We start from the raw sequence: 24948 nt of genomic DNA, 5'->3' as shown, positions 1-24948 counted from the left end.
CGGCGCTATGTTGCGGGGCTCGCAAGGCTGCTCGGCCCTGCGCGGGCTTCGCCCGCTGGGTCTGCGGCTGCGCCGCCCCCCTCCACAGCGCTAGGCCAGCGGGCTTCGCCCGCTAGGGCCGCTTTAGCCCACTAGATACTTAGATTAAAACAAGTTTTAAAAGAGTTCAACCAGAACTTCTTTAATAATACTTAACTTAGCAGCGACTAATAAAAATGAGCGATTTATGAGGACTTACTTACTTCTCTTTTTGCTCTTTGCCTTTAGTGGGGCCAGCTTTGGGCAAGAGCGTATTAACAAACTTAGAAAAGCCAATAACCTCTTTAATGAAGAGAGTTATGTAGAAGCTCAAGAAATTTATGAGCTTCTAATGGGTACAACTTCTGGCCAAGGTGTAATGGGCGTAGACGCCCGCATCAATCTAGCCAAAAGCTATAACGAAACAGGCAATGTAGACAAGGCTGAGCCCCTTTTTGAGGACCTGCTTCCCCATGCCGATGAACGACCCGATATTTTGCTGGCCTACGGGCAATCTCTACTCTCTTTGGGCAAATTCGATGAAGCTCGCTCGCAGTTTTTGCAGTATGCAGACCAACGCCCAGAAGATCCTGCCCCAGCAGAACTACTCAAACGCCTAGATGCTATTGAGTCGATTATTCCCGTTTATCCCGATGTGCAGATTAACTATCAGGCAGCAGTCAATGATAGCATCAATGATGAATTTGGCCCTGCCTTTTATGGTACTGGGGTCGTCTTTAGCTCGGACCGCATACAAGCAGCCGATATTAGCGCCAACTGGGGAGAGCAAGAACGCTCTTTTCTCAATCTCTATTTTGCAGAACTCGCCTCTGATGGACAACTAGCCGCACCAGCCCCTTTTGCGCGCCAACTCAATGGCAGCCGCCGACATGATGGTCCAGCTAGCTTTAGCCGAGACGGAAAACTCTGCTTTTACAACCGATCGGTAAAGGAAACTCCAGAGGCAGAAGCCTATACCCTGCAAATTTTTGCCAGTGAATTAGTGGATGGCGATTGGACCAAACCCCTGGTACTAGAGTTTGTGACGCAAGGTTATCAATTTATGCACCCCTGCCTCTCCGCTGATGGCCGTGTCCTCTTTTTTGTATCGGATATGCCTGGTGGATTAGGAGGAACAGATGTTTGGATGAGCCGCAAAATGGGCGATAAATGGTCTAAACCCCAAAACTTAGGGGAAGGCGTTAATAGCCGAGCCAATGAAGCCTTTCCATTTGCCCACCCCAACGGCACGCTTTATTATGCCTCTAAAGGCAAAGCTGGTTATGGTGGATACGACTTGTTCCGCTCTCGACCTACTGGAAATGGTATTGATTGGACAGAAGCCGAGAATTTGGGCCAGCCCCTCAACTCTGCCTTTGATGATACTTATTTCTTATTGGGAGACGACCAAACTAAAGGCTTTTTCTCTTCTTCTAGAAATGGAAGCGACGACCTTTATCAGTTTATTTTGACAGGACAAGAACCACAGGACTTGCCTCCTGGCATTGCCCCTCGTGGAAAGCTAAATTTTACCGACAGCCTCGCCGATTCTGGCATCGACGACGAAAAACTCATCGACAGCCTCATCAATGCTGGTTTCGTCGTAGAAGAAACCACCGCTAAAGAAAAGGTGGATTCTATGGACTTAGCCATGTTAGAAGATGGTGGAGAGCTTGACGGAAATGAAGAAACTGGAGGCCAACCTAGCCCCAACCCCAATAGCCCAGATAATTTTGATCCTGATGCAGTGGTGGATAATGGGCAAATTGACGGAACTTGGAGCGATCCAAATGAGCCTAAAGATCCAGATGATCCTGATTATAATCCTTGGGCTCTTCCTGAAGATCCTGAAGTAGATCCCAATGGAGAAAATACAGCAACAGAGAAAGATCCCTACAACTATGAAAATACAGAAGGAGATCCGCCCATGTTGGAGACCAAAGATGATGTCAAAGTGAAATTGACTGTTGATTTGCAGGTGGTGCAGAAAAGCAACCAAAAAGGCATTGGGCAGGCGAGTATTGTTTTGACCAATTTGTTAGATGGCAGTGAAGAGCGCTTTACAGCTGATGCCAATGGTAAAATCAGTTTGCCTTTGCGTCCAGATCAAAAGTATATTATCCGAGCAGAAGCTGCTGGTTTTTATGGCGGGAATCTTCCTGTAGCGACCATGCAGGCCTATGAGGACCAAAGTATTCCTGCTGTTTTGCCTCTGATTGCAAAATAGAAGAAGGCCCTAAGCGCCCCAAACGGTAGTTTGGGGCGCTTTTTTGGTCCAGATAGGCGGCGAAGCCGCCGACAAGGCGCGCAGCGCCTCGGCTGAGGGATGGAAAGTGGTGGCCCGAAGGGCCAGACCTAGGCGGCTTTGCCGCCGCAGGGCCGAGCAGGCCTGCGAGCCACGACACAGCCCGACCCGCCCGCAGGGCGGGGCAGCCCCAAAAAAGAAGAAAAAGGGAAAAGCTACCCCACCCTTTTGAGAAAGGAAGCGTTTGTAAAAGTGTAGTTGAAGTAAGGAGCAACTATAACACAACAAGAATGAACTAGATTTTTTAGAATAGGGCAATGCTGTAAGGGGCATTGTCCTATTTTTTTTTGAACTTGCTAGCTGTAAACTCAAAATTATGCGAACGATCATCATATTTTTCCTTGGGCTGCTGTTCAGTATGCCGCTGCTGCACGCACAATCTTTGGCACCCAAAGTGGGCGTTGGACAATGGGAGTCTTTTTTGCCTTATGGGCAAACAAAAGCACTAATTGAGACCCCAGACCATATTTATGCAGCTACAGACTATGGGCTGTTTTCGGTTTTTAAGGCTAGTGGCGAATTTGCGCTTTATAATAAAATTACGGGGCTGTCTGATGTAGGCATTAGCACCTTAGCCTATAGTCCAGCCTATCAACGCATCTTTATTGGTTATGAAAATGGCAACCTAGATATTTTGGGTAGAGATGGCAGCGTCATGAACCGTCCCGCCATTAAGCAAAATGCCAATATTAGCAGCGGGCGCAGCATTCGCCATATTTTTTGTGATAGTAATCAAGTTTATTTATCTACAGAGTTTGGCTTAGTCTGCTTTAATCAGGAAAGTGGGGAGTTTGCCCAAACCACTTTTACGAGCATGGAGGTTTATGCGAGTGAGCGGCTTGCAGAAGAATTATTTATAGCAACGGCTATGGGGATTTATAAAATATCTACTACTGGTGCTAATTTGCAAGACTTTAATAACTGGCGAAAACTAGGCACTGCCGATGGTCTGGCCGTAGATTTTTACGAGAGTTTTGCCTTGGGGAAAATGAACGGCCGTCTCTATGCAGATATTAACGATACACTGATGCGCTATGATGGACAGCAGTTTAGTCATTTGCCATATGATGGCAATAGCTACATGTATACAGGGCGTTCCAAGCTGCGTATGCAGCTCAACGCCTTTGATAGTCGGTTAACGATTGCTACAGGAACCAACTATGTAGAGGTTCTTTTTGAGCATGAAGCCCTAGATGAGTACTTTTTTGATGGGAATATTTCGGGAAATATTTCTGATGCTATTTCTGACCGTAGCTCGGCTATTTGGATAGCGGGAGGAAACGGGCTCTATCGCAATAATGCAGATGGTAGCCTAACAGCTTATCAACCCGAAGGACCTTTTAATGCCAATATTTCGAGCTTGGGTGTAGATGATTATGGCGTACTTTGGGCAACAGGTGGCCTGCTTGATTATATCACTGTTTTTTTTGATGGCCTTGGTGCTTATCGTTATGAAGACTTTGATTGGAAAAGCTACCGTCCTGCCAATCGCACAGAACTTAGTGGGGTGGATAACCTTTCTTGTTTGGCGATCCATCCTCAAGATCGCAGTGTATATATGGGCTCCTTTTTAGCGGGATTAGTTCAGATCACAAAAGACGACAGCATTTATGTCTGGGATAAAGATAGCCCCAATACAGCCCTACAAGCGGCAGAAGGAGATATTAGCCGTACCCGTATTACTGGGCTTGCCTTTGACGAGGATAATAATCTGTGGATGAGCAACCACAAAGCCGTTCAGCCCATTGTGGTTAAAACGGAAGATGGCGATTGGAAAAGCTTTGCCAGCCCCTATACTTCTGAAATTGGCCCAATTGCCGTAGATCGGTTTGGCTACAAATGGATCGTTCAGCTTCGAGGAAATAATATCTTGGTTTTTGATAGTGGTGAGCTAGAAGTAGATGGCGACGAACAATATAAAGTACTGACGCCCAGCAATAGCGAGCTAGCCTCTAGTAAGGTTAACTGTGTGGTTAGTGACCGTAGTGGAAGCATTTGGGTCGGTACAGATGATGGAGTGACCATCTTCAATTGTTCGGTCTTTGATAGCAACTGCCCAGGACTTCGCCCAATTATCAATCCCGATGATTTTAATGGTCGTCTGCTCGAAAATGAAAATATTCGCAGCATTGCCGTAGATGGCGCCAACCGCAAATGGATTGCCAGCGATAATGGCGTCTTTTTACTAGATGGAGAAGACTACAGCCAAATTTATTATTTTACCGAGGAAAATAGTCCACTCTTTAATAATCGCGTAGGCGCCATTGCCGTAGATCCCGAATCAGGACAAGTGTATATGGCCACAGAAAGTGGCCTACAAGGCTTTAGAGCCGAGGCTACCCAAGGCAGCAGCTTTGCCAATAAATCGGCTGTGCAAGTCTATCCCAACCCTGTCCGTCCAACTTATGATGGTCCTATTGCCATCAGAGGTTTAGTGGAGAATACAAATGTTAAGATTACAGATGTAAATGGTCAGCTGGTCTTTGAACAGGAAGCTTATGGCGGTCAAGCCGTCTGGGATGGCTACGACTACCAAGGGCAAAAAGCTAGCCCTGGCGTCTATTTGGTATTCACGGTCAATGATGACGGCACAGAGCGACTCAACACTAAATTTCTTATTGTAAATTAACTTATCTCATGCTTTTTGCTAGATCTCTTTTTTCTTGCTTTTTCATTTTAGCCCTTTTTTCTTGCCAAAATAGAAGTCAAGAAGCCAAAGCTCTTAAAGAAGAGCTAACCCAAGACAGTAGTTATCAGCAAAAGAGGCCCCCTCGCCTAGCCGGAGAACGAACAACAAAAAATGCAGGTATCGACACCCTAATTGGTCGCAATCGCTATCAGCTAAGCATTAAAGCAGATAGCCTTTGGGTCCAAAAGAATAACCTTAGCCTGCGCTTAGCCTTAAAAGGCCAACAAAAAAAACTGGCCGCTCTCCTCTTTGAGGCCCCACAAGCCGATTTTCGCCCAATTCACCAATTTAGCGACTCGCTCTTTGTTTGTGGCAGCTTCGATGGCAAAAACCAACAACTTCATGTCTTTAGAGAAAGAGAAGGACAACTCTTGGCCGAAGAAAAAGACGCGGCCCAAAATCCACTAGAGACTTTGGGCCAATATCTTATTTATTTACCATCCGAATCGGTTTTAGCGATCCCTTCACAACCTATTATGAGCGCTAAGCCCATGGTGGTTATTCGCCGCTATAAGGTCAATGAACTCGATATGCTCCTCCCCCTTCGCAGCGATACAATTTATCAAAACTAAACTTCTTCTTGCAAGAGCGCAAATAAACGCTCCGCTAACTGTGCATTGGTAGAAGCCGATAGTTGGACCCGCTTTACGGGACTGTTCCAGCTTTCGGCTACTGCCGCATAAGCATGATAACTGCCGTTTTCTTTATAGCAATATGCCCCCAATGGCATCTGACAGCCCCCATTAAAGAGCTGCAACAAACGACGCTCTACATTGGTACAAGCAACTACCTCTTTTTTATGCAATTTGGCCAGAATCCGCTGCGTTTGCAAATCCTCCAAACGACACTGCCAAACCAAAACCCCCTGGGCCGGAGCAGGCACAAATTCTCTAGGGTCAAATTCAAATACCTGAAACTCCTCTAAGGGTATTTCTAAACGATTGACGCCAGCCGCAGCCAACAATATCGCATCAAATTGCCCCTCTCTGAGCTTGGCCAAACGAGTAGGCACATTGCCCCGAATATCCTTGATCTCCAAATCGGGACGAAAATCTAAAATCTGGGCCTTTCTACGCGCAGAAGAGGTCCCAACTACCGCATTGAGCGGCAAACCCAAGGGCTCTTTTTCCGCCAATACTTCTTTGCGAATCAATAACAAATCCGCCACCTTATCCCGATAAGATACAGCCGATAATTTTAAGCCTTTGGGCTGCGTGGTCGGCATGTCTTTCATCGAATGCACCGCCAAATCAATCTCGCCCTCCAACAAAGCAGACTCAATTTCTTTAGTGAAAAACCCCTTGCCTTCTAGCTTATCAAAGCTGAGGTGCTGAATGCGATCGCCCTGCGTCTTGATGATTTTCAATTCCGACTCAAAACCAAGCGCCTTGAGCTGCTCCTGCGTATAATAGGCCTGCCAAAGCGCCAATTTGCTGCCTCTGGTCCCAATGATCAATTTTCTCATATTCTATTTATTCTGTTCGCCGCCAAGATACTGAAGTTTTTCTATTTCTTTTTTTGGGGCTGCCCCGGCCAACGGCCGGGTCGGGCTGTTCCGGGCTCGCTATTCGCTCGGCCCTTCGGCAGCTTTGCTGCCTCGGTCTGGCCCTACGGGCCACCCTCTCCATCCCTCAGCCGCGTCGCTACGCTCCTTTGCGGGCCCTTCGGGCCCACTCTAGACGAATAGGGCTAGTCTTCTTTCAACATATTTTGCTTGGCCACCTGCAAGGGAATCGCAATGCAACGCTTTTCCATATAAGCCATCATCCGATCCAAAAGGGCCAATGATTCCTCATCCAAATCAGCCAATTCTTTCTTGAACACATTGTTGAGGGCATGCTGCCGTATGGCCTTCACCTGAATGGGCACCTCTTTGAGGGCCAACTCAATCAAACGCTCCTTAAAGGCTTGATAAAAAATATCTACCTGCTCTTCTACAACTTCTTTGGCCCGCTCCAATTCCTGCTCTCTAAAGGCCAAATTCTTTTGGGCCAATTCTCTCAAACTCTCAATGGGAACATATTGGGCCTTGGGATATTTCTCCGCAATGGCTGGCTCAATATTATTCGGGATACTCAAATCGATCAGTAGTTTGCTGCTTGTTGCCGCCTCTTCGCCCAAAAGCTGCTGATAAAGCTCAGTGGTCAATAAAGCTGATTTAGCGCCTGTGGCGGCCACAACTACATCAAAGCCCTTTCGATATTCGCTCAACTGGCTCAATAGTAACCCCTCTCCATCAAATTCTTGGGCCAATTCCTCGGCCTTTTTTAGGCTGCGATTAAAGACCGTGACTTTATTGTAGCCGTATTTTTTTAGAAACTTGGCAAAAAGGGCGTTGGTCTGCCCCGCCCCCAACAACAAAAAGCGTGAACTTGGAGGCAATTGGGCCTGCATCAATTTAGAAACGGCCAAAGAAACCACCGAAACGGGCTTTTCGCCAATGCGAGTAGAAGAATACACTCTTTTGGCTGTTTCTACCGTAAAACGCATAAGTAAGCGAATGGCATCTCCCGTAAGGCCTTGCTCCAAATTATCTTGATAAGCTTCTCTGAGTTGGCGGAGAATCTCGCGCTCGCCCACCACCAAAGAATCCATAGAAGCCGAAACCCGAAAGAAATGGTCAATCGCCTCCAAGCCCTCATACAAAAAGGCCTCTTTAATGGCCTTAGCCTGCAGCTCCTCACTCAAGTCCGCATATAAGCGCTGCATGAACTTTTGCTTAAAAGCCTTGCCCTTATCTTCTTTTTGGGCCAAAACCAAAAACAGAATGCGATTACAAGTAGAGAGATAATAAATCTCTTTGGCGCCAATCTGCTGCTTAAAAGCGTGCAGTTGTTCCAAAACAGATTCCTCCTCTGTTTTCGGTCGAAGTACAAATTGGCCAATCCCGTTTAAATCGGTTCGGCGATGAGTAAATGTGATAATTTTGTATTGTTCTATGGCCTTCATGGCGAGATCTTTAAGCAGCTGTTAAGAAAGAGAGGCGCTAACAGATGATAGCAGCTTGGGAGCAGGGAGCAGGGCAATTACTTCAACTCATTGCTTACTGAAAGTACGGCAAATTCTAGCGGGTAGTTTTCAGAGGCTGTTAATGACGGGCCGCTATAAGTAATTGATATTGGCCCATAAACAGCTTTTTGTAGTGAACAGCAAAGCTCCACAAAAGTACGGTCAGAGCGTCATTTTACTGTCATATTTATGTAAGTTTAGCCCCATAGCAACTTATTTATATTCAATCTAAACACATCTTAAGGTTAGCTATTTTTGCGGTGGACAGGCCCGAAGGGCCGCAGGCTGAGGGATGGACAGCAGTGGCCCGTAGGGCCAGACCGAGGCAGCAAAGCTGGCGAAGGGCCGAGCGAACAGCGAGCCCGGAACAGCCCGACCCGCCCGATAATTCATGAGGGTTTTAACCCTCATTTTGTAGAGCTTCGCAAAGCGATACCGCTTTGCGCTGGCGTTCAAGCTGGCGGAAGGGGCAGCCCCAAATCATTTAATAAATAGACTATCTTTGTCCAAATTTTGTTGAACACGACTATTTATGCAAGAATCACTTTTAATAGAATTACAGCTTTTTCCCTGCTTGCAATATTTGTCTAAATGGCAGGGCTTTTCGGTTATTTTGGAGGGCGAGGAGCATTATCGCAAGGGATCTTTTCGCAACCGTTATCATTTGGCGACGGCACAGGGGCCGCTGGCGCTTTCGGTCCCTTTGGAGAAAGGCAAGCATCAGCAATTGCCTGTTCGAGAGGTTAAAATTGACTATAAAAAAGATTGGCCCAAGCAGCATTGGCGGACAATAGAAACGGCCTATGGCAAGGCGCCTTTTTTTGATTATTATGGGGAGGAAGTTCGGGCTATTTTGGAGCAGCGGCCCAGTCATTTATTTGAGCTCAATTGGGCCGCTTTGCAATTTTTGTTGGAGCATTTTCAGTTGGCGCAGCCTAGTTTTAGTCAGGAGTTTTCGCATCAATTTGAGCAGGGCGTAGATTTTCGGAATCAGATTCGGCCGCAGCAGCAAGCCAAAACCAAAGACCCTTATTTGGAGTTAATACCCTATCCTCAGCTTTTTGAGGATCGCTTGGGCTTTTTGCCCCATTTATCGGCTTTGGATCTCTTGTTTTGCATGGGGCCAGAGGCGCCTTATTATCTTGCTCAATATTTTAAAACCCCTTAGCCTTATGCGCTTTTTCCTTTTCCCCTTCCTCGGGCTGATTTTGCTCTGCAGTTGCCAACAAAACGCCAAAAAAATGAGGGCTACACATGCCCTTTGCGACTATGAATTGCTATCGGTAGACGAGGCTAAAAAAGCAATTGTAGTGGACCAAAAAGAGGGCTATTTCGACAAGGTCCAGGCCCTCGAAATGGCCATTCAGATGAGATTAGAAAAGGCGAGTAACCAGCGCCTAGATCTACTGCCCCTCTATAAAGAAATGCTGCAAAAAGATATACAAGAATTTAGCGAGAGCGAGCGGGTTTTGCTGCATGATAAATTTCAATCGGCCCTAGATCGGATACAAGCTTTTGCCCCTGATATTCAGCTGCCCAAAATGCGGCTCATTAAGACCTTAGGCAGTTATTATGGGGCCTCGGTTTATTATACTCGAGAAAACTGCATTGTTATTCCAGCCGACCAACTTGTTAGCAGCAGCAAGCTAGAGCAAACCCTAATTCATGAGATTTTCCATGTTTATTCTCGCTATTCGCCCAAAAAGAGAGACGCACTTTATGCGGCCATTGGCTATCAAAAAATAGATAGTTTAGCCTTATCGGATTTTCTGCAAAAGCGCATCTTCTATAATCCTGATGGCCTTGATTTAAATTACGCCATCCGCCTAAAAGATAGCAACCAACAAGAGTTTTTGGCGACACCACTTATCTTCTCTCGCTTTGGCGCCTATAAGGGTATTCCGATGTTAAAGGCTATGCTCTTCCAGTTTTTTGAGCTTGAGCAATTGCCTCAGGCTGGACACTACCGCATCAAAAGCCCCGATTTAGGCATAGAAGAAAAAGAGCTGAATAATTATTGGGAGCAAATTGGCCGCAATACAAACTACACCATCCATCCCGACGAGGTCCTAGCCGATAATTTTACTTTTCTTGCCTATGCGGCTAGCGGAGAACCTCTAAAAACATTATCTCCCGAAGGCCTTGCCCTCTCTAATAAAATTGCAGCGATCATTCAACAATAAACTTCCTTTAAGCTAGACAAAAAGCAGCGGCCAACTCTCTGAAGAGAATTGGCCGCTTATTTATTTAATAGTTGAAACTTAAAACAACTGGATCATTTGTCTGCCCCAAGCTTGTCCATTTTGGTACAAGACCAAATAGTAGCTGCCTTTAGGCAATTGATTCAAGTTAAGCCTTGCTTGTTGTCCTTGAATTTGGCCATTTTGAATGGTTTGGCCAAGCGTATTGAGGACTTGATAATCTAGTGCGCGATCTTGGTCCAACTCAATCTGGATCTGTCCTTGACTAGGGTTGGGATAAACCTCAAAGCTATGGAGTTCTGTTTGCCAAACCGAAACAGCGGGATCATATTGACAATTACTACTGCCTTCATTGGCACAATAGCGAGCAGAAAATTCTTGGAGGTACCAGTTTGCAATTTCGGCATCATGGATAATGAGCGTATTTTCATCATTATCGTCCTCGGCCCCTTGCGACCAGTTATGTGAGCCAGTAACAACCTGAGGATCAGAGTTAGGCGTGTTGGCATCAATAATTGCATATTTGTGGTGGATATCAAAAGGCTGGTTATCTGCATAAACATCTACACCTGCCGCATTGAGATCCGCATAATCACTCCCGATATCGCCAATATTTTCAATGACTCCAGCAACTTGCTCTCCAGACTGCTGACGGTCCAAAATAGCATCTCTCAACTCATTGTTGGTAAAGGTAAGCAGGGCAAAAGAAACGTCTCCACCTGCAGAAAGAATGGCATTTTTGATCGCCGTGGTGGTGTTATCTGTAGGCGAAAAATACTGCTCTACCAATTTCCCCCCAATCATAAAAAGGTGAGGGGTGTTGTCTGTTTTTTGGCTACCAGCACGGCTAGTAAGCGCATTAAAAGTAGCACTTGTCCCCCCCCACATCTCGTTAAATTCAAGGGTATAAGCTTTAGCCAAAGTTTGGTCCTGAAGCAAAACGACATTGTTAAAGTCATCGTAGATATTTCCCGATGTCAAGTTCATTGAACCTGTCCAAACATAACTATCGTAAACGGAACCCACATCAAAAACCAGAAATTTGTTGTGCATCAAGCCTGTCGTGTTCACCTCCTGATTGGGAAAGTTCGCATTGCTCAAAGCCGTGTTTGAGGTCCCATCATTAGCAATGTAACGGACAACAACTCCTCTATTTTGAGCATTATTTAAAGCCGTTACAATATTGCTCTGATTGATATTATATGCCGCCACGTCAATAGTGGCTTGGGCGCTATCAATCCGCTTAATCAACTCGGCAACAATTGCGGCTGAAGAGTTATTGATGTTTGGAAATGTCCCATTCGATACATTCGCATCAATACTTTTATTGAAGAAAATTTTGATTTGGCCCGTTGAATTAGAAGCCGTGGCCATAATCGCCGTTTTGGTAGAGGGAATCGTGTCCCCATTGCGAATAAGGCTAGGCCGCACATAATAAATCTCCGCCGCCTGCAAAGCCGAAAGCACAATTTGATGACTGCTCCCATTGGCCCCCGCAGCAGAAAAACCAAGTTCCAAACTAGGCGTTAACCCATATTCCAAAATTCCCTCGCCAGGCTGAGAAGTAGTATAGCTAACGCTAAAGCCAGAATTGTTAATATTTGATTGCACAGCCTCGCCAAAAATGACAAACTGAGCCGAAGCCCAAGGCGCAAAAGCCAATACAAAAAGAATCGGTAGTAATGTTTTCATAAGTAGTGTTGGTTTTAAATCGACTGGAAAGCTACAGCTATTTGTAGGGCCAAACAAAAGCCGCTCTTACTTTTTTATGTTTTTTTGGGGCCTCAGCTGCGCTGCGCTACGCTGCGGGGCTCACAAGACTGTTCGGCCCTGCGCAGGCGAAGCCGGCTCGGTCTGGCCTTCGGCCACCCCTCCGCAGCGCTGGGCCATCAGCTTGACCAAGGCTGCCCAAGGGCAGCAAAAAATATGGCCCAAAATAATCCCAGCCCAAAGACGCTCTATTAGGCTAAAAGGCTTGATTTTGCCAGAAGTTTACTAACTTTCAGTAGTTCTTCCGTATTTTTGCCCTAAATTCATACTTTACGACCTAAAGATAGAGAATATGCCAACGCCTGTAGATGTTTACCGTAGAGCTTTAGATTTTGCCGCTCGTGCCCATGCTAAACAAAAAATGTCTGGTAGCGAATTACCTTATTTGCTTCACTTGGCCCATGTCGGAGCCGAAATCAACTACGCCCTAGCCAATGATGCAACAGGTTTTGATGAAAACCTCTGCTTGCAAGTGGGCGTCCTACACGATGTTTTAGAAGATACGGACATTCTACCCGAAGAACTAGCCCGCGAGTTTGGCGATGAGGTCTGCACCGCCGTGCAAACCCTCAGCAAAAATAAAGAGCTGCCCAAAGCTAAACAAATGGCCGACTGCCTCGCCCGCATCAAAGCCAACTCTAAAGAAGCCTGTTTGGTCAAATTAGCAGACCGACTCGTAAATATGAGCCCCCCACCTCACTATTGGACCCCCAACCGCAGAAAGGCCTATCAAGAAGATGCCCGCATGATTTTAGAGGTTCTGGGCGGTACCCACCCTTATTTAGAGGCCCGCTTGGCCCAAAAAATTGAAGATTACTCTAGCTATATCGGAGAAGAAGATGGCGGGCAATAGTTTCGGACGAATTTTTAAAATTACAACTTACGGAGAATCTCATGGAGCGGGCATCGGTGTCATCATTGACGGCTGCCCCTCTGGCCTCCTGCTAGATTTAGACCTCATTCGCCGCGATTTGGCCCGCAGAAGACCCGGCCAATCCGCTATCGTTACCCAACGCCAAGAAACCGAAGCGTTTCAAATTTTATCTGGCCTCTTTGAAGGCCAAACTACAGGCACACCCCTACATATTTTCATCCCCAACCAAAATGCTAAATCTAAGGACTATAGCGGCTGGGCCGATCTTTATCGCCCCTCTCATGCCGACTATAGCTATGCCGCCAAATATGGCATCAGAGATTATCGCGGTGGAGGCCGCTCTTCAGCCAGAGAAACAGCCGCAAGGGTAGCCGCTGGAGCCGTCGCTCGGCAGCTTTTGGCCCAATATGGCATTAAGATTTGGGCCTATGTAAAAGCAGTAGGCGAACTAGAATGTACTCGCCCCTACTGGGAATTAGACCCCTCTGAAGTAGAACGAAATCCCGTTCGAGCAGCTGACCCCCAAAGCGCCAAAGCCATGGAAACCCTAATCCGAGCCGTCCGAAAAGCAGGCGATAGCATCGGAGGCCAAATTACTTTGGTCATAGAGGGCGTTCCCCCTGGTTTAGGCGAACCCGTCTTCGATCGCCTCCAAGCCGATTTAGCCAAAGCCATGCTCAGCATCAACGCCTGTAAGGGCTTTGAATACGGCTCTGGCTTTGCCGGGACCAAAATGCGCGGCAGCCAACATAATGACCCCTTTGTCATGGAAAATGGACAGGTCAAAACTACAACTAATTATTCTGGTGGAATACAGGGCGGAATTTCTAATGGCATGGACATTTATTGCAATTTGGCCTTTAAGCCCGTGGCTACCCTTATGCAAGCCCAACAGACAATTAACCAGAAAGGAGAAGCCGTTACTTTAGACGGAAAAGGAAGACATGACCCCTGTGTGCTCCCCAGAGCCGTCCCCATTGTGGAGGCCATGGCCGCTTTAGTTATCTTAGACCATTATTTTATTCATCAGTCTCGCCAATAGCTATGCTTTTACTTCTCCTCTTGCCCATTAGCCTGAATATTTATGCCCTGATTCAAATGTATTGGGATAAACGACAGGCCCAAAAAGACGCTTGGCGAGTCCCCGAAAAACAGCTGTTGCGCCTAGGTTTTTTGGGCGGTAGCTTGGGCCTTTTAACCGGCATTTATTGGTTTCGACACAAAACCCGAAAACGCTCCTTTCTCTGGCGAGCTTGGGCCGCCTTTCTTTTACATCTGCTTTTATTGGGCTTCTTTCTATACTACTTCTACGGCTTAGAATTTTAGGGCTAGGGAAGCTATCTAATCTTTGAGGGTTTATTTTTTTTGGGCTTTCCCGCCCTTTGGGCGGGCCGGGCTGTGTCGGGGCTCGCAGGTCTGCTCGGCCCTGCGTCGCTTTGCTCCTTGGTCTGCCGCTTCGCCGCCCCCCTATCCATCCCTAAGCCTGCGGGCCTTCGGCCCTCTAGGATGGATATATACCTGTGGGTTGAAACCCACAGCCATACAACAATCCCATTCTACATCTATAGTGTGGAGAGGATTAAAATCCTCTGCCGCTTTGAACAAAGGTTGTTTTTTCTTGGAGCTAATTTTTTTCCATTTTCCAGCAAACAAGGGCTTTAGCCCGCCAGTTTGCATAGACCCACAACCATGGGCTTCAGCCCATGGCCCCAAAAGGCCGAAGAAGAAGACCAAAAGAAAAACGCCCTGATGAGCGGCCCAGCGCTGCGGAGGGGTGGCCGAAGGCCAGACCAAGCCGGCGTCGCCTGCGCAGGGCCGAACAGTCTTGTGAGCCCCGCAGCATAGCGGCGGCCAGCTTGCTGGCCGCGGGCCCCAGAATAATTTAAAAGGTCAAAATATGCGCCTCTAGTTCGGCAGCAGAAGCAAAGCCCAGTTTATCGCGTAAGCGTAACTTCTTTTTGCTTACCGAGCTCAGTGCGATGGCCGGGGTATCTGCAATTTCTTGATTTGTTTGTTTGATGCGGATGAGGGTGGCCAGTTTGATATCGCCAGCGGAGAGTTGGGGATGCGACTCTTCAAAGCGGCGGATGAAAGCTTGGTGAATATTATCGGCCTGTTGGCGGAGGTTTTCCCATTTACTTTTGATGGCAATTTCCTGTTCTAATTCGCGCAGGAGGCTTTGGCCTTCTTTATCGTAGGGTAATTTTTTTTGTAGGTAACTGCTTAGTTTTTGTTCAAAGCTTTGGAGGAAGCCATTTTTTTCTTGTAGCCAGATGGCATAATGCAAAAGCTCCTTGCGTTTCAGGCTGAGGGCCAGTTCATTTCGTTCTTGCTCCAGTGCATGCGTTTGCTGGATATAAAAAATATTTTGGATACGGGCCAGCAATTCGGTTTCGTCTACGGGTTTGCGCAAAAAGTCGATAGCTCCTAAATCAAAGGCCTTTTGTAGCGCTTGGCTAGCCGTATGCACCCCAGTGTACATGATAACGGGAATATTGGCCCAGCGCTCCTCTTTTTTAAGGGCTTCTAGTGTTTGGATACCATCCATCAGGGGCATTTCCCAATCTAGTAGAATGAGGTCTACCTTTAGATCTTCTAGCAGTGCCAAAGCTTGGGCGCCATTGGGGGCAAAAGAGAGTTCGTATTCCTCTTTTTTAGGGTAGAGGGCTTTAAGGACCTGATGTAGATTTTGGGGTTGGTCATCGACAAGGAGAATCTTCTTTTGCATAATGCTCATTTAAAGTCGTTGGAGTTGCTGTAGCAAAGCCGCTTTTTTTTCCTCAAAGCGGTTGGCCTCTCCACTAAAAGGCAATTCGAGTAGTTCATTTAGGGCCTCTCTTAAAAAAGCGTCTTGGGCATAAGTTTGCTGTAAGGCGTAAAGTTGCCCTACTTGATGGGCTTGCAATTTAGCCAAAAGGGCCAATAGCTTAGGATCATAATTTTGAGCGCGTTGTTGGGGAGACGGCTTGGCAAAAGATAAGGTTTCTTCTTGTATTTCTTGAGTGTTTTTATGGCTTTGCTTCGGCAAGCTAATTTGAAAACAGAGTCCTGTAGAAGAGGAAGATAGCAGTTCTATTTCTCCGCCGAGCAGCTGGACAAACTTTTGAGCGAGGGGGAGGCCCAAGCCATTTTTGGCCTTTTTATTTGGGGTAAATAAGGCGGCTATTTGTTCTTCTGATAAACCTGGTCCTTGATCCTGCAACTGGATTTGGTAGTAATTATCTTTCTGTTGAATAATCAAGCTAATTTGCCCTGCTTTGGGCGAAAAGCGAATAGCATTGGCCAAGAGGTTGCGCAAAATGGTATTGAGCAAATAGCTATCCGTATAAAGTTCTGACAGCTCCGTACGGATTTGGAGTTGAATATTTTTTTCCTCTAAGGCCAGTTGAAGAGGCGCCAATAAATCGGCTTGTAGTTGTGCCCAACTATGATAATGGTAGTTGGCCTGAATGCCTTGATTTTGTTCTTTGATCCAAGAGAGCAGGTCCTCAAAAAGGAAATAGAGTTCTTGGCTGGCCCCTTCTGCTTTTCGGGCCAATTCCCCTTCTTTTTTTTGATTGAGGCTAGCTGCCAGGCGTTGGTTGACGCTTAGCAGGTTGCCAAAAGGGCGGCGGAGATCATGGGCCAAAATGGCATAGAGCTCATCTTGATTTTCGCTATATTCTTGTAAATCGGCATAGCTCTGATGCAGCAGTTTTCGATTTTGGGCCAATTGCCAATAGAGCCAAGTTCCAGCAAACAAGAGCAGCAACAGCATGAGCAGCCCCAAAAAATATAGTTGGTTAAGGCGTTCTTTTTGCGCTCGAACTTCTTTTTCATGGCTCAATTGCTGCTCTTGGTTTTTCAGCTCAATATCCTTGCGCAGCGAAAAGGCCAATTGTCCAAGACGGATGAGTTGGTCTTTATCTTTTTCCTTTCGACTTTCTTCGCGCAGATCTTTATTGATCTTTTTGACCAATTCAAAAGCCTTTTTATAATCTCCTTCCGCTTCGGCAATAGCTTGACTAGCCAAGAGATAAAGATCTCGTTTGGGATCATTTTGGATAGAGTCGGCCAAGAGATAGGCATATTTTTCCTTAAAAGGGGCAAAGCTTTCTTTGGCTGCTTGGAGTTGGCCCGCAGCAGTTTGGCAGCGAATCAATTGCCAGAGCGCATTGAAATCCCTAGGCATATAATAAGGCAAAGCCGTTTGAAAATGTGGAATAGCCTGCTCGTAGTTCTCCAATTTAAAGTCTACATAACCCAAACTATAATGTGCATAGCCGATCAACTGCCCCAAAGCCTCTGTATGTTCTTGGGCCAAGTCTAGCGCTTTTTCTTTATAATAATAAGCCTTATTATACTCCTCTTTGCCCGAATGGGCAGTTCCCAATAAACTCAAGGCCCAAAATTGCTCTTCCAACTGATTTTCATGAATATACGGCAGGGCTAAATTGGTATAATAAATCACCGAATCAAACTGCCGTAATCGGTTAAATACTAGGGCCTTATTTCGATAAGATAGATTGATTCCACTCGAATCATCTTTATTCAAAAAGCCTTCTAAGGCATAATTAAAATGCTGATTGGCCTCGGTCCAATAGCCCTTTTGAAAATAGAGATTACCAATATTGATATAAAGGTATTGATTGACCTGATTGGCTTGCAGTTGGGTTCGGCTAATTTTTAGGCTTTTATCAAAAGCTTCCATTGCCTGCAGTAAGCTATCTTTTTTTAGATAAAACTGGCCTTTTTGCGCCCAAAAATCGGCCAACTTCCCCCAGCTTTTTGTGGCTTTGGCCCGCTCTTGCCCCTTTTGGATATAGTATAATTGCGCAGGGCTGCTATCTATACTCGCATAAGCCTTAATCAGCTCTTCATAGCGAATAAACTCTTGTTCTAGGTCGCTAGGCGCTACAGCCAACAAACTATCAATTCTAGCCGTTTGGGCAGGACAATAGGTAATGCTCAGAAAGAGGAGCAAGAGGGGAATAATATATGGCATAATAACATGGGTAAAATCTCAACGAATTTACATTTTTTTGGGGGCTTGCCCGCCCTTTGGGCGGGCCGGGCTGTGTCGGGGCTCGCAGTTCTGCTCGGCCCTACGGCGCAAAGCGCCTTGGTCTGCGGCTGCGCCGCCCCCCTATCCATCCCTAAGCCGATAATGGTATTGCTTCGCAATAATATATAAATGAGGGTTGAAACCCTCATAAAATTAGCGGCCGAAGAAGAAGGCCAAAAGAAAAAAGATAGATGAGCGGCCCAGCGCTGCGCAGCCGTGGCGCGAAGCGCCAGACCAAGGAGCAAAGCGACGCAGGGCCGAGCAGACCTGCGAGCGGCGCAGCATAGCGGCGGCCAGCTTTGCTGGCCGCGGGCCCCAAAATATCCAGCTAAAATAGATTTATCATCTTTTTCAATTGCATTGGCAAAAAAAAGGCAACAAAAGGCTGTAGCATAGTAAAACAGGGCTTTGCACTTGTATATATGATATTTTATCTTAAATTTGTATAGGCTCAAAAGGCTTTTTTGGAAGAGTTTTGAGTCTATTCACGAATCAATATATCAAAAGTACAAGATCATGAAAAAACTAATTGTAGGCGCTTTGAGCCTAGGCCTTATGGCCTTTTCTGTCGTTAGCTGCGGCGGCGGAGCTTCTAGCGAGGCGGACATTGCCAAGAAAGCGGAAGAAAAACTAAAAACAGAAGAAGCTACCCTAATGGAAGAAGCCACTAAAAAGTGTGACGAGTTGGTAGCGGCTAAAAAAGATTCAATTGCTCAGGTTATGGCTGCGCAAGCTGAACAGTAATTTTATTTTGACTTTTATAAAACCGATATAGTTATGAAAAAGCAACTATTGTTTGCAGGTGCCTTCTGTCTAGGTTTGGGCGCTTTTGGTTTGCTATCTTCTTTTGATGATGGTGAGCAGGCGAAAATTGACGCCAAATATGAAGAGCTAAAGACTAAATTCATGGACGAGCAGTTCAAGAAATGCCAAGAAACTGCTGATGAAGAGGCCATGCGTTTGTACAAAGAAGAGAATCCTGATGCTCCTGTAGAGGAAACTGTAAAGAGTGGTGGAAACAGCACACGTCCTACAGCTCCTGCAGGTGGTTCAGCTACTTCTGGCAGTGAGAGTTCTTCAACAACTGCACCTACAGAAGAGGCTACTTCTGGTGGAGTGACTAAAGATCCTCAGAAAGCTCGTGGCGGCGCCACAACAACTCAGGATGCAGATGCTCAGAAAAAGCGTTCTGGTGCTACAACAACTCAGGATGCGGCTTCTCAGAAGCGTCGTCCTGGTGCAAACTAGAACTAAGTTAGCTACATAAAAAAAGGAAGCCAATTGGCTTCCTTTTTTTGTTTGTATATCTCTGTTTGCCTTATTGGCTTTCGAGAGCGGCAGCACCACCCACAATTTCTCCCAATTCGGTAGTAATTGCTTCTTGGCGGGCTTTGTTATAGTTAATTTTGAGTTCACGCAAGAGCTCATCGGCATTTTCAGAAGCTTTATCCATAGCCGTCATACGGGCACCATGCTCAGAGGCATTAGAGTCTAGGATAGTTTTGTGAAACTGCGTTTTGAGGATAGTAGGCGTGAGGTATTCGAGCAAATCCTCTTTGGGTGGCTCAAAGATAAAGTCTACAGAAAAGTCTTCTTGACCTTCTGGGGCTTCTGCTTTGGCGATAGGGAGGAACTGTTCTACTTCAAACTCTTGCATAGCGGCATTGCGGAACTTAGCATAGACGATATCAATAGCGTCATAGTCTGTGTCCAGATACTGCTGCATAAGCATTTCGGCTATAGGCATAGAATCTTGAGAAGAGAAATTTTTGCCTACGATTTCGAGATAATCCGTAATCAAGGTAGCCTTCGTATAGGTCTTTTTGAGGATATCGTATGCTTTTTTACCAATGAAGAGCATAGAAACATTGCCAGCTTCATATTGCTTGTGGTATTTTCCTCCTTCTTCTAGCAGGCCGATCACCTGTTTGATTACATTAGAGTTATAGGCACCACAAAGGCCACGGTTAGAGCTAATCACCACTAGGCAGACCTTATTGATTTGGCGTTCATTAGAGTAGCCAGACTCATCTGCTCCTTCTTCAATAGTGAGCATAATGTTAGACAAAATGCTATTGAGTTTTTCTGAGTAAGGGCGCAATTGCGTGATAGCTTGTTGGGCACGACGCAACTTAGAGGCCGCTACCAGCTTCATCGCTTTGGTAATTTGCTGCGTAGAGTTTACCGACTGAATGCGGTCACGTACTTCTTTAAGGTTGGCCATTTCGAGACATCTAGATGGTGAAAATAAGAAAAGAAGGGTTTGGGCTAGCTTGGCTAGCCCAAATCCCTAGAAGGTATATATTAAGCGAATTGCTGCGTCATTTCGGCGGCAAGTCCTTCGATCTTAGCGAGATCTTCTTTGTTGTACTTACCGTTGCGGAAGGCAGTGAGTACTTCGGGTAGACGGCGGTCGAGTTCGAGCAAGAATAGGCGCTCAAATTCTTTAACGCGATCCACAGGAACATTACGCAAAAGGCCTTTAGTACCACAGTAGATAATAGCTACCTGCTTCTCTACAGAAACGGGAGAGTACTGAGGTTGTTTTAGGATTTCTACGTTACGAGCACCTTTGTCAAGAACAAGTTTAGTAGCGGCATCGAGGTCAGAGCCAAACTTGGCAAAAGCCTCCAATTCGCGGTACTGTGCTTGGTCCAACTTAAGGGTACCAGATACCTTTTTCATGGGTTTGATCTGAGCAGACCCCCCTACGCGAGATACAGAAACCCCTACGTTAATAGCGGGACGTACACCAGCGTTGAAAAGGTTAGACTCTAGGAAGATCTGACCATCGGTAATAGAAATTACGTTAGTTGGGATATAAGCAGAAACGTCGGCTGCTTGTGTCTCGATGATAGGAAGAGCCGTAAGTGATCCACCACCTTTCACGATAGGATTACCTTGAGCATCCTTAGCGTTTTTGAGTGAATCGGGCAAATCGTTCATTTCACGAGCGATATCATCGTTGTTGATCACCTTAGCTGCGCGCTCTAGCAAGCGAGAGTGAAGGTAGAAAACGTCACCAGGATAAGCCTCACGTCCGGGAGGACGACGTAGAAGTAGAGATACCTCACGGTAGGCTACAGCCTGCTTAGACAAATCATCATAAACAATAAGAGCGGGGCGTCCTGTATCGCGGAAGAACTCACCTACAGCGGCACCAGCAAAGGGAGCGTAGAACTGGAGGGGAGCAGGATCAGAAGCTGCTGCAGAAACGATTACAGTATAAGGAAGAGCGCCATTTTCTTCTAGTGTTTTAGCTACCATAGCTACAGTAGAAGCTTTTTGACCTACGGCAACGTAGATACAGTATACGGGCTCATTGCGATCGTAAAATTCTTTTTGGTTGAGAATAGTATCGATGGCGATAGCTGTTTTACCAGTTTGGCGGTCACCGATAATCAACTCACGTTGTCCACGTCCGATTGGAATCATGGCATCGATAGCTTTGATTCCTGTTTGGAGAGGCTCATTTACAGGCTGACGGTAAATTACACCAGGAGCTTTACGCTCTAGGGGCATAGCATAGCGTTCTCCTTTGATAGCACCACGTCCGTCTAGCGGCTGGCCCAAAGGATTGATTACGCGGCCAAGCATACCTTCTCCTACATCGATAGAAGCGATACGGCCAGTACGTTTTACTTTGTCTCCCTCTTTAATCTTTTCAGAAGCACCCATAAGTACAACCCCTACGTTGTCTTCTTCCAAGTTAAGGGCGATAGCTTGAACCCCTTTATCTTTGAATTCGACCAATTCACCGGCCGCTACATTTGTTAAACCATAGATACGGGCGATACCATCACCCACTTCCAATACGGTACCTTCTTCTTCGAGCGTTGCACCGGCGCCAAAACCAGTAATTTGCTCTTTCAATATTGCGGAGATCTCGTCCGGTCTTACGTCAACCATATCTTTAAATATTTTTAGTATAGAGGTTTTGACTAAATTTGGTTCTCAGCTCAGAGAGCTTTTGCGCCACAGAGGCATTATATACTTTATCATTAAACTCGAGCACAAATCCAGCAACGAGGCTAGGATCTACAGCCACCTCTAGTTCAATATCTTTTTTGATTAGGCCTTTTTCTTGAAAGCCAGCCAAAATATTGTCAATAGCGGCTTGGCTAACGGCAGTGGCCGTGGTCAGTTTAACGATAGAAACCTCTTTATACTCAGTGTAGAGGTTGTGGAAGAAGTGGCAGAAAGCGCTAAGGTAGCGTTCTCTTTTGTGTTCAGCCATTACCATCAAGGTATTGAGGGCGAGGGGATGAATTTTCCCTTTGAACACGGCTTCGAAGATGTTTTCTTTTTTCTCGGTAGAGATCAGTGGGTTTCTCATGACTGCCTCAAAATCGGGCAATTCTACCACCTGCTCAATACTTTTTACATCCTCATGAATTTGATCGAGTGCTTGCTCTTGTTGGGCCAAATCAAAGAGTGATTGGGCGTAGCGAGCGGCAATACGGCTAATAGACATAATAGCTAAAAGTTAGAGGAAGAAAAAATTAGTTGAGCTGGGCGAGGTCTGTATTTTTCAACTCAGTCACTTTAGACTGAATGAAATCCTCATGCTTACTTTCAAGTTCACGGCCAATGAGTTGTTCTGCAAGATGTACAGAAAGTTGACCGAGTTCGTTAAAGAGCTCCACCTCCATTTCTTTGCGGCGGTTCTCAATTTCTTGTTTAGCGGCCTCAATCATTTGACGGCTGCTTTGGTCTGCTTTAGCTTTGGCTTCTTCTACAATTTGCTCGCGAGCGGCCTCAGCATCAGCAATAATTTTCAAGCGCTCTTCACGAGCTTTTTTCAACAATACGTCATGCTCAGATTTTAGTTGAGCCATTTCTTCACGAGCCAATTTGGCCTGATCTAGAGCCGACTGGATATCGGTTTCACGATCTTTAAGCGCATTCTTGATACTCTTGAAAAAGCGGCCGATAACCAACCATACCAAGATGAAGATGATGCTGGTCCAGAACAACAAGCCGAAGCTTGGATTCATCACAGAGAAGTCTGCTAGATAAAGCATAAGGCAGAGTATATATGTGTATTATAAGAAATAGTAAAATTCTAAAAGAAAAGAAGCTGCTCGACAACCAATCGTTGTCGAGTCAGCTTGAAGAGTTAAAATTACTCTTTGATCAAAGCTACTACGATAGCAAAGAGGGCAGCACCCTCAACAAGAGCAGCAGCGATAATCATACTTGTACGGATGTCACCAGCCGCCTTAGGTTGACGTGAAATACCTTCCATGGCTTTACCGCCAATTTGTCCAATTCCAAGGCCTGCGCCGATAACAGCTAGTCCAGCTCCAAGAGGTCCCATAATAAGTAATGATTAAAGAATGAAAAAAATATAAATAATAATCGTTAGTCGAAATCTAGTGTGCTTCTTCATGGTGGTGCTCTTCTACAGCTGCACCGATATAAATAGAAGAAAGCAAAGTAAAGATGAAGGCTTGCAAGAAAGCTACGAAGAGCTCCAAGAAGTTCATGGCAAATACAAAAGGAACTGCAATTGCTCCACCTCCTACGGCACCGCCTGTGTTTTCGCCTCCATTAGAGAAGATGAAAATCAAGCTAACCAATGAAAGGATGATAATGTGACCTGCCGTAATGTTCGCAAACAAACGAATCAAGAGCGTAATTGGCTTAATAAATAAACCAACTACCTCAATAGGCGTCAACAAAATCAAGATGGGAAGAGGTACACCAGGCATAGCAAAGACGTGGCGCCAGTAGTGGCCATTTCCGCTAATGTTAGTGACCAAGAAAGTGAAGGCGGCGAGTACCAAAGTAACGCCCAAGTTTCCTGTGATGTTGGCACTTCCAGGAAAGAAAGGAATGAGGCCCAACAAGTTAGAAAACAAGATAAAGAAGAATAGCGACATCAAGAAAGGAAAGAATTTTTCCCATTTGTGGCCAATTGCAGGCTCAATTACTTCGTCGCGCATAAATACAAAGACAGGCTCAAGCAAAGACTGAAGGCCTTTGGGCGCTTTTCCTTGATTCTTTTTATAAGCTTTGGCTACTGAGCTAAAGATGACTACCAATAGCAAGAAGGCCAAAAACATAGAAAATACATTCTTCGTTACCGAGAAATCATACCAGCTAGTCATCGCTTGTAGCTTGCTAGCCGACTCTAGCTCATACGTTTTTCCATCATGCGTAATTTGGTGCATAGTATGCACTTCGTCACGATCGTGACCACCCTCTGTATGAACACCATGCTCATCGACTACCTGCTTTTCGCCATGAGCATCGCTATGGCCAGGCATCGGCTGATCAGAGTGTGCATCAACATGACCATCTGTTTTTAGCTCTACAACACCAGCAGGAAAATCTCCTTTGATGCGCATCAACTCGTCATGATACAATACATATCCGTCGATAGCTTTGAGGCTCATGTGATTGGCATGGCTATACTCAAAAGCAGAAGATAGGCTAAAGAAAAAACCTGCATCGCTATAAGCAATACAAGGCAAGGGCAAATACATATCGCCTACAATGTGAAATTGATGTGCGTCGCCAATGTGGTGCATGACCGCCTCAATGGGGTCATCTCCCCCAGAAGCATAAGCCTGATTCTGACCTCCCAAAAGGCCCAAAATCGCAATTACTAGAAGGCTGTAAATTTTCTTAAGCATGCTGTTTAGCTTATGATGGTTTTCTTAAATTCGCTGCAAAGATATGCAGTTTCGCCACCTATGCAAAGGAATTTTATTTTTTTTAGCCCCCAGTTTCTATACTGCAGTTGCTTCAATTAGAAGCTTTTAGCAGTAAATGATAGCTTTACTAGCTTTTATATAAGAGAAATATAACTTGCCCAAAATTTAATTTCTTTTGCTAGGTTTTAACTATCGTTAAATTTTGTTTAGAGGAATTCTTTTTTAGTTCCTTTTTCAAAGTCCTTTGGCCCAACTTTTTTTCTGCGGTGGACAGGGCGCTTTGCGCCCGCAGGCTGAGGGATGGAAAGTGGTGGCCGAAGGCCAGACCGAGCAAAATGAGCGCAGCGAAATTTTGTGAAGGGCCGAGCGAACAGCG

Annotated in this window: 21 protein-coding genes; 10 read left to right on the top strand and 11 right to left on the bottom strand. The window is 45.8% G+C overall.

Annotated elements, in window-relative coordinates:
* Nucleotides 1–226 precede the first annotated feature (226 nt).
* From PPO43_RS09005 to PPO43_RS08995, 3 genes are all read left to right on the top strand, one after another.
* Nucleotides 227–2245 (top strand): tetratricopeptide repeat protein, encoded by a 2019-nt coding sequence (locus tag PPO43_RS09005; RefSeq protein WP_272617011.1) that lies wholly within the window; start codon nt 227–229, stop codon nt 2243–2245.
* Nucleotides 2246–2639: 394 nt separating this feature from the next.
* Nucleotides 2640–4952: a type IX secretion system anionic LPS delivery protein PorZ gene (porZ, locus tag PPO43_RS09000; RefSeq protein ID WP_272617009.1), complete on the top strand. Its 2313-nt coding sequence runs from the start codon at nt 2640–2642 to the stop codon at nt 4950–4952.
* A gap of 8 nt (nt 4953–4960) precedes the next feature.
* A complete protein-coding gene (locus PPO43_RS08995) occupies nt 4961–5584 on the top strand; it encodes a hypothetical protein (RefSeq protein WP_272617007.1) in 624 nt (207 codons plus the stop codon).
* On the opposite strand, the gene hemC is transcribed toward PPO43_RS08995, so the two are convergent.
* Complete coding sequence (hemC, locus tag PPO43_RS08990; RefSeq protein WP_272617005.1) at nt 5581–6477, bottom strand: hydroxymethylbilane synthase; 897 nt, start codon at nt 6475–6477, stop codon at nt 5581–5583. The two genes, PPO43_RS08995 and hemC, sit on opposite strands and share 4 nt — an antisense overlap.
* A 224-nt stretch (nt 6478–6701) precedes the next feature.
* Nucleotides 6702–7961 carry a glutamyl-tRNA reductase gene (gene hemA, locus PPO43_RS08985; RefSeq protein ID WP_272617003.1) on the bottom strand — a complete coding sequence of 420 codons (1260 nt, stop codon included), beginning with the start codon at nt 7959–7961 and terminating at the stop codon, nt 6702–6704.
* A gap of 592 nt (nt 7962–8553) precedes the next feature.
* Here hemA and PPO43_RS08980 point away from each other — a divergent pair.
* Complete coding sequence (locus PPO43_RS08980; RefSeq protein ID WP_272617001.1) at nt 8554–9189, top strand: WbqC family protein; 636 nt, start codon at nt 8554–8556, stop codon at nt 9187–9189.
* A 73-nt stretch (nt 9190–9262) separates the two neighbouring features.
* Complete coding sequence (locus tag PPO43_RS08975) at nt 9263–10204, top strand: hypothetical protein (protein WP_272617000.1); 942 nt, start codon at nt 9263–9265, stop codon at nt 10202–10204.
* A gap of 78 nt (nt 10205–10282) precedes the next feature.
* On the opposite strand, the gene PPO43_RS08970 is transcribed toward PPO43_RS08975, so the two are convergent.
* A complete protein-coding gene (locus PPO43_RS08970) occupies nt 10283–11914 on the bottom strand; it encodes a phospholipase D-like domain-containing protein (RefSeq protein ID WP_272616998.1) in 1632 nt (543 codons plus the stop codon).
* Between the two features lie 370 nt (nt 11915–12284).
* Here PPO43_RS08970 and PPO43_RS08965 point away from each other — a divergent pair, with 370 nt between their 5' ends.
* From PPO43_RS08965 to PPO43_RS08955, 3 genes are read left to right on the top strand one after another with little or no spacing between them, the layout of a single operon-like run.
* Nucleotides 12285–12845: an HD domain-containing protein gene (locus tag PPO43_RS08965; RefSeq protein WP_272616996.1), complete on the top strand. Its 561-nt coding sequence runs from the start codon at nt 12285–12287 to the stop codon at nt 12843–12845.
* Nucleotides 12832–13908 (top strand): chorismate synthase, encoded by a 1077-nt coding sequence (gene aroC / locus PPO43_RS08960; protein WP_442985451.1) that lies wholly within the window; start codon nt 12832–12834, stop codon nt 13906–13908. Before PPO43_RS08965 ends, aroC begins: the two co-directional genes overlap by 14 nt.
* Nucleotides 13909–13910: 2 nt before the next feature.
* Entirely contained in the window at nt 13911–14192 is a 282-nt protein-coding gene (locus tag PPO43_RS08955) for a DUF1294 domain-containing protein (RefSeq protein WP_272616993.1), read from the top strand.
* 556 nt (nt 14193–14748) lie between these two features.
* On the opposite strand, the gene PPO43_RS08950 is transcribed toward PPO43_RS08955, so the two are convergent.
* On the bottom strand, nt 14749–15594 hold the full coding sequence (locus PPO43_RS08950; RefSeq protein WP_272616991.1) for a response regulator: 846 nt from the start codon (nt 15592–15594) through the stop codon (nt 14749–14751).
* A gap of 9 nt (nt 15595–15603) precedes the next feature.
* Complete coding sequence (locus PPO43_RS08945) at nt 15604–17850, bottom strand: tetratricopeptide repeat-containing sensor histidine kinase (RefSeq protein ID WP_272616989.1); 2247 nt, start codon at nt 17848–17850, stop codon at nt 15604–15606.
* 576 nt (nt 17851–18426) lie between these two features.
* Here PPO43_RS08945 and PPO43_RS08940 point away from each other — a divergent pair.
* Nucleotides 18427–18654, top strand: a complete 228-nt coding sequence (locus PPO43_RS08940) for a hypothetical protein (RefSeq protein WP_272616987.1) — start codon at nt 18427–18429, stop codon at nt 18652–18654.
* 33 nt (nt 18655–18687) lie between these two features.
* A complete protein-coding gene (locus PPO43_RS08935; protein ID WP_272616985.1) occupies nt 18688–19158 on the top strand; it encodes a hypothetical protein in 471 nt (156 codons plus the stop codon).
* Between the two features lie 70 nt (nt 19159–19228).
* Here the strand turns inward: PPO43_RS08935 and atpG are convergent, their stop codons facing one another.
* The 6 genes from atpG to atpB all read right to left on the bottom strand — a co-directional run bounded on the left by atpG (nt 19229) and on the right by atpB (nt 24551).
* A complete protein-coding gene (gene atpG, locus PPO43_RS08930) occupies nt 19229–20134 on the bottom strand; it encodes an ATP synthase F1 subunit gamma (RefSeq protein ID WP_272616983.1) in 906 nt (301 codons plus the stop codon).
* Nucleotides 20135–20214: 80 nt separating this feature from the next.
* On the bottom strand, nt 20215–21819 hold the full coding sequence (gene atpA, locus PPO43_RS08925) for a F0F1 ATP synthase subunit alpha (protein ID WP_272616981.1): 1605 nt from the start codon (nt 21817–21819) through the stop codon (nt 20215–20217).
* A gap of 4 nt (nt 21820–21823) precedes the next feature.
* On the bottom strand, nt 21824–22384 hold the full coding sequence (gene atpH, locus PPO43_RS08920) for an ATP synthase F1 subunit delta (RefSeq protein WP_015692682.1): 561 nt from the start codon (nt 22382–22384) through the stop codon (nt 21824–21826).
* Between the two features lie 28 nt (nt 22385–22412).
* Nucleotides 22413–22934, bottom strand: coding sequence for a F0F1 ATP synthase subunit B (gene atpF / locus PPO43_RS08915; protein ID WP_272616980.1), 522 nt, complete (start codon nt 22932–22934; stop codon nt 22413–22415).
* A 101-nt stretch (nt 22935–23035) separates the two neighbouring features.
* Nucleotides 23036–23230, bottom strand: coding sequence for an ATP synthase F0 subunit C (gene atpE, locus PPO43_RS08910; RefSeq protein ID WP_015692680.1), 195 nt, complete (start codon nt 23228–23230; stop codon nt 23036–23038).
* 55 nt (nt 23231–23285) lie between these two features.
* Nucleotides 23286–24551: a F0F1 ATP synthase subunit A gene (gene atpB, locus PPO43_RS08905; protein ID WP_272616979.1), complete on the bottom strand. Its 1266-nt coding sequence runs from the start codon at nt 24549–24551 to the stop codon at nt 23286–23288.
* Between the last annotated feature and the right edge of the window lie 397 nt (nt 24552–24948).

Source organism: Saprospira sp. CCB-QB6, from assembly GCF_028464065.1.
Taxonomy (GTDB): Bacteria; Bacteroidota; Bacteroidia; order Chitinophagales; family Saprospiraceae; genus Saprospira.
The sequence above is the reverse complement of the archived record's forward strand: the minus strand, read 5'-3'. Positions and strand labels throughout refer to the sequence as shown.

Coding starts and splice junctions, on each gene's coding strand:
- PPO43_RS08970 (WP_272616998.1), bottom strand. CDS start 11,914: ATGAAAACATTACTACCGATTCTTTTTGTATTGGCTTTTGCGCCTTGG.
- atpF (WP_272616980.1), bottom strand. CDS start 22,934: ATGCTTTATCTAGCAGACTTCTCTGTGATGAATCCAAGCTTCGGCTTG.
- PPO43_RS08975 (WP_272617000.1), top strand. CDS start 9,263: ATGAGGGCTACACATGCCCTTTGCGACTATGAATTGCTATCGGTAGAC.
- PPO43_RS08950 (WP_272616991.1), bottom strand. CDS start 15,594: ATGCAAAAGAAGATTCTCCTTGTCGATGACCAACCCCAAAATCTACAT.
- PPO43_RS09005 (WP_272617011.1), top strand. CDS start 227: ATGAGGACTTACTTACTTCTCTTTTTGCTCTTTGCCTTTAGTGGGGCC.
- PPO43_RS08995 (WP_272617007.1), top strand. CDS start 4,961: ATGCTTTTTGCTAGATCTCTTTTTTCTTGCTTTTTCATTTTAGCCCTT.
- atpG (WP_272616983.1), bottom strand. CDS start 20,134: ATGGCCAACCTTAAAGAAGTACGTGACCGCATTCAGTCGGTAAACTCT.
- PPO43_RS08965 (WP_272616996.1), top strand. CDS start 12,285: ATGCCAACGCCTGTAGATGTTTACCGTAGAGCTTTAGATTTTGCCGCT.
- atpH (WP_015692682.1), bottom strand. CDS start 22,384: ATGTCTATTAGCCGTATTGCCGCTCGCTACGCCCAATCACTCTTTGAT.
- atpE (WP_015692680.1), bottom strand. CDS start 23,230: ATGGGACCTCTTGGAGCTGGACTAGCTGTTATCGGCGCAGGCCTTGGA.
- PPO43_RS08980 (WP_272617001.1), top strand. CDS start 8,554: ATGCAAGAATCACTTTTAATAGAATTACAGCTTTTTCCCTGCTTGCAA.
- porZ (WP_272617009.1), top strand. CDS start 2,640: ATGCGAACGATCATCATATTTTTCCTTGGGCTGCTGTTCAGTATGCCG.
- PPO43_RS08935 (WP_272616985.1), top strand. CDS start 18,688: ATGAAAAAGCAACTATTGTTTGCAGGTGCCTTCTGTCTAGGTTTGGGC.
- PPO43_RS08955 (WP_272616993.1), top strand. CDS start 13,911: ATGCTTTTACTTCTCCTCTTGCCCATTAGCCTGAATATTTATGCCCTG.
- hemA (WP_272617003.1), bottom strand. CDS start 7,961: ATGAAGGCCATAGAACAATACAAAATTATCACATTTACTCATCGCCGA.
- atpA (WP_272616981.1), bottom strand. CDS start 21,819: ATGGTTGACGTAAGACCGGACGAGATCTCCGCAATATTGAAAGAGCAA.
- aroC (WP_442985451.1), top strand. CDS start 12,832: ATGGCGGGCAATAGTTTCGGACGAATTTTTAAAATTACAACTTACGGA.
- hemC (WP_272617005.1), bottom strand. CDS start 6,477: ATGAGAAAATTGATCATTGGGACCAGAGGCAGCAAATTGGCGCTTTGG.
- PPO43_RS08940 (WP_272616987.1), top strand. CDS start 18,427: ATGAAAAAACTAATTGTAGGCGCTTTGAGCCTAGGCCTTATGGCCTTT.
- atpB (WP_272616979.1), bottom strand. CDS start 24,551: ATGCTTAAGAAAATTTACAGCCTTCTAGTAATTGCGATTTTGGGCCTT.
- PPO43_RS08945 (WP_272616989.1), bottom strand. CDS start 17,850: ATGCCATATATTATTCCCCTCTTGCTCCTCTTTCTGAGCATTACCTAT.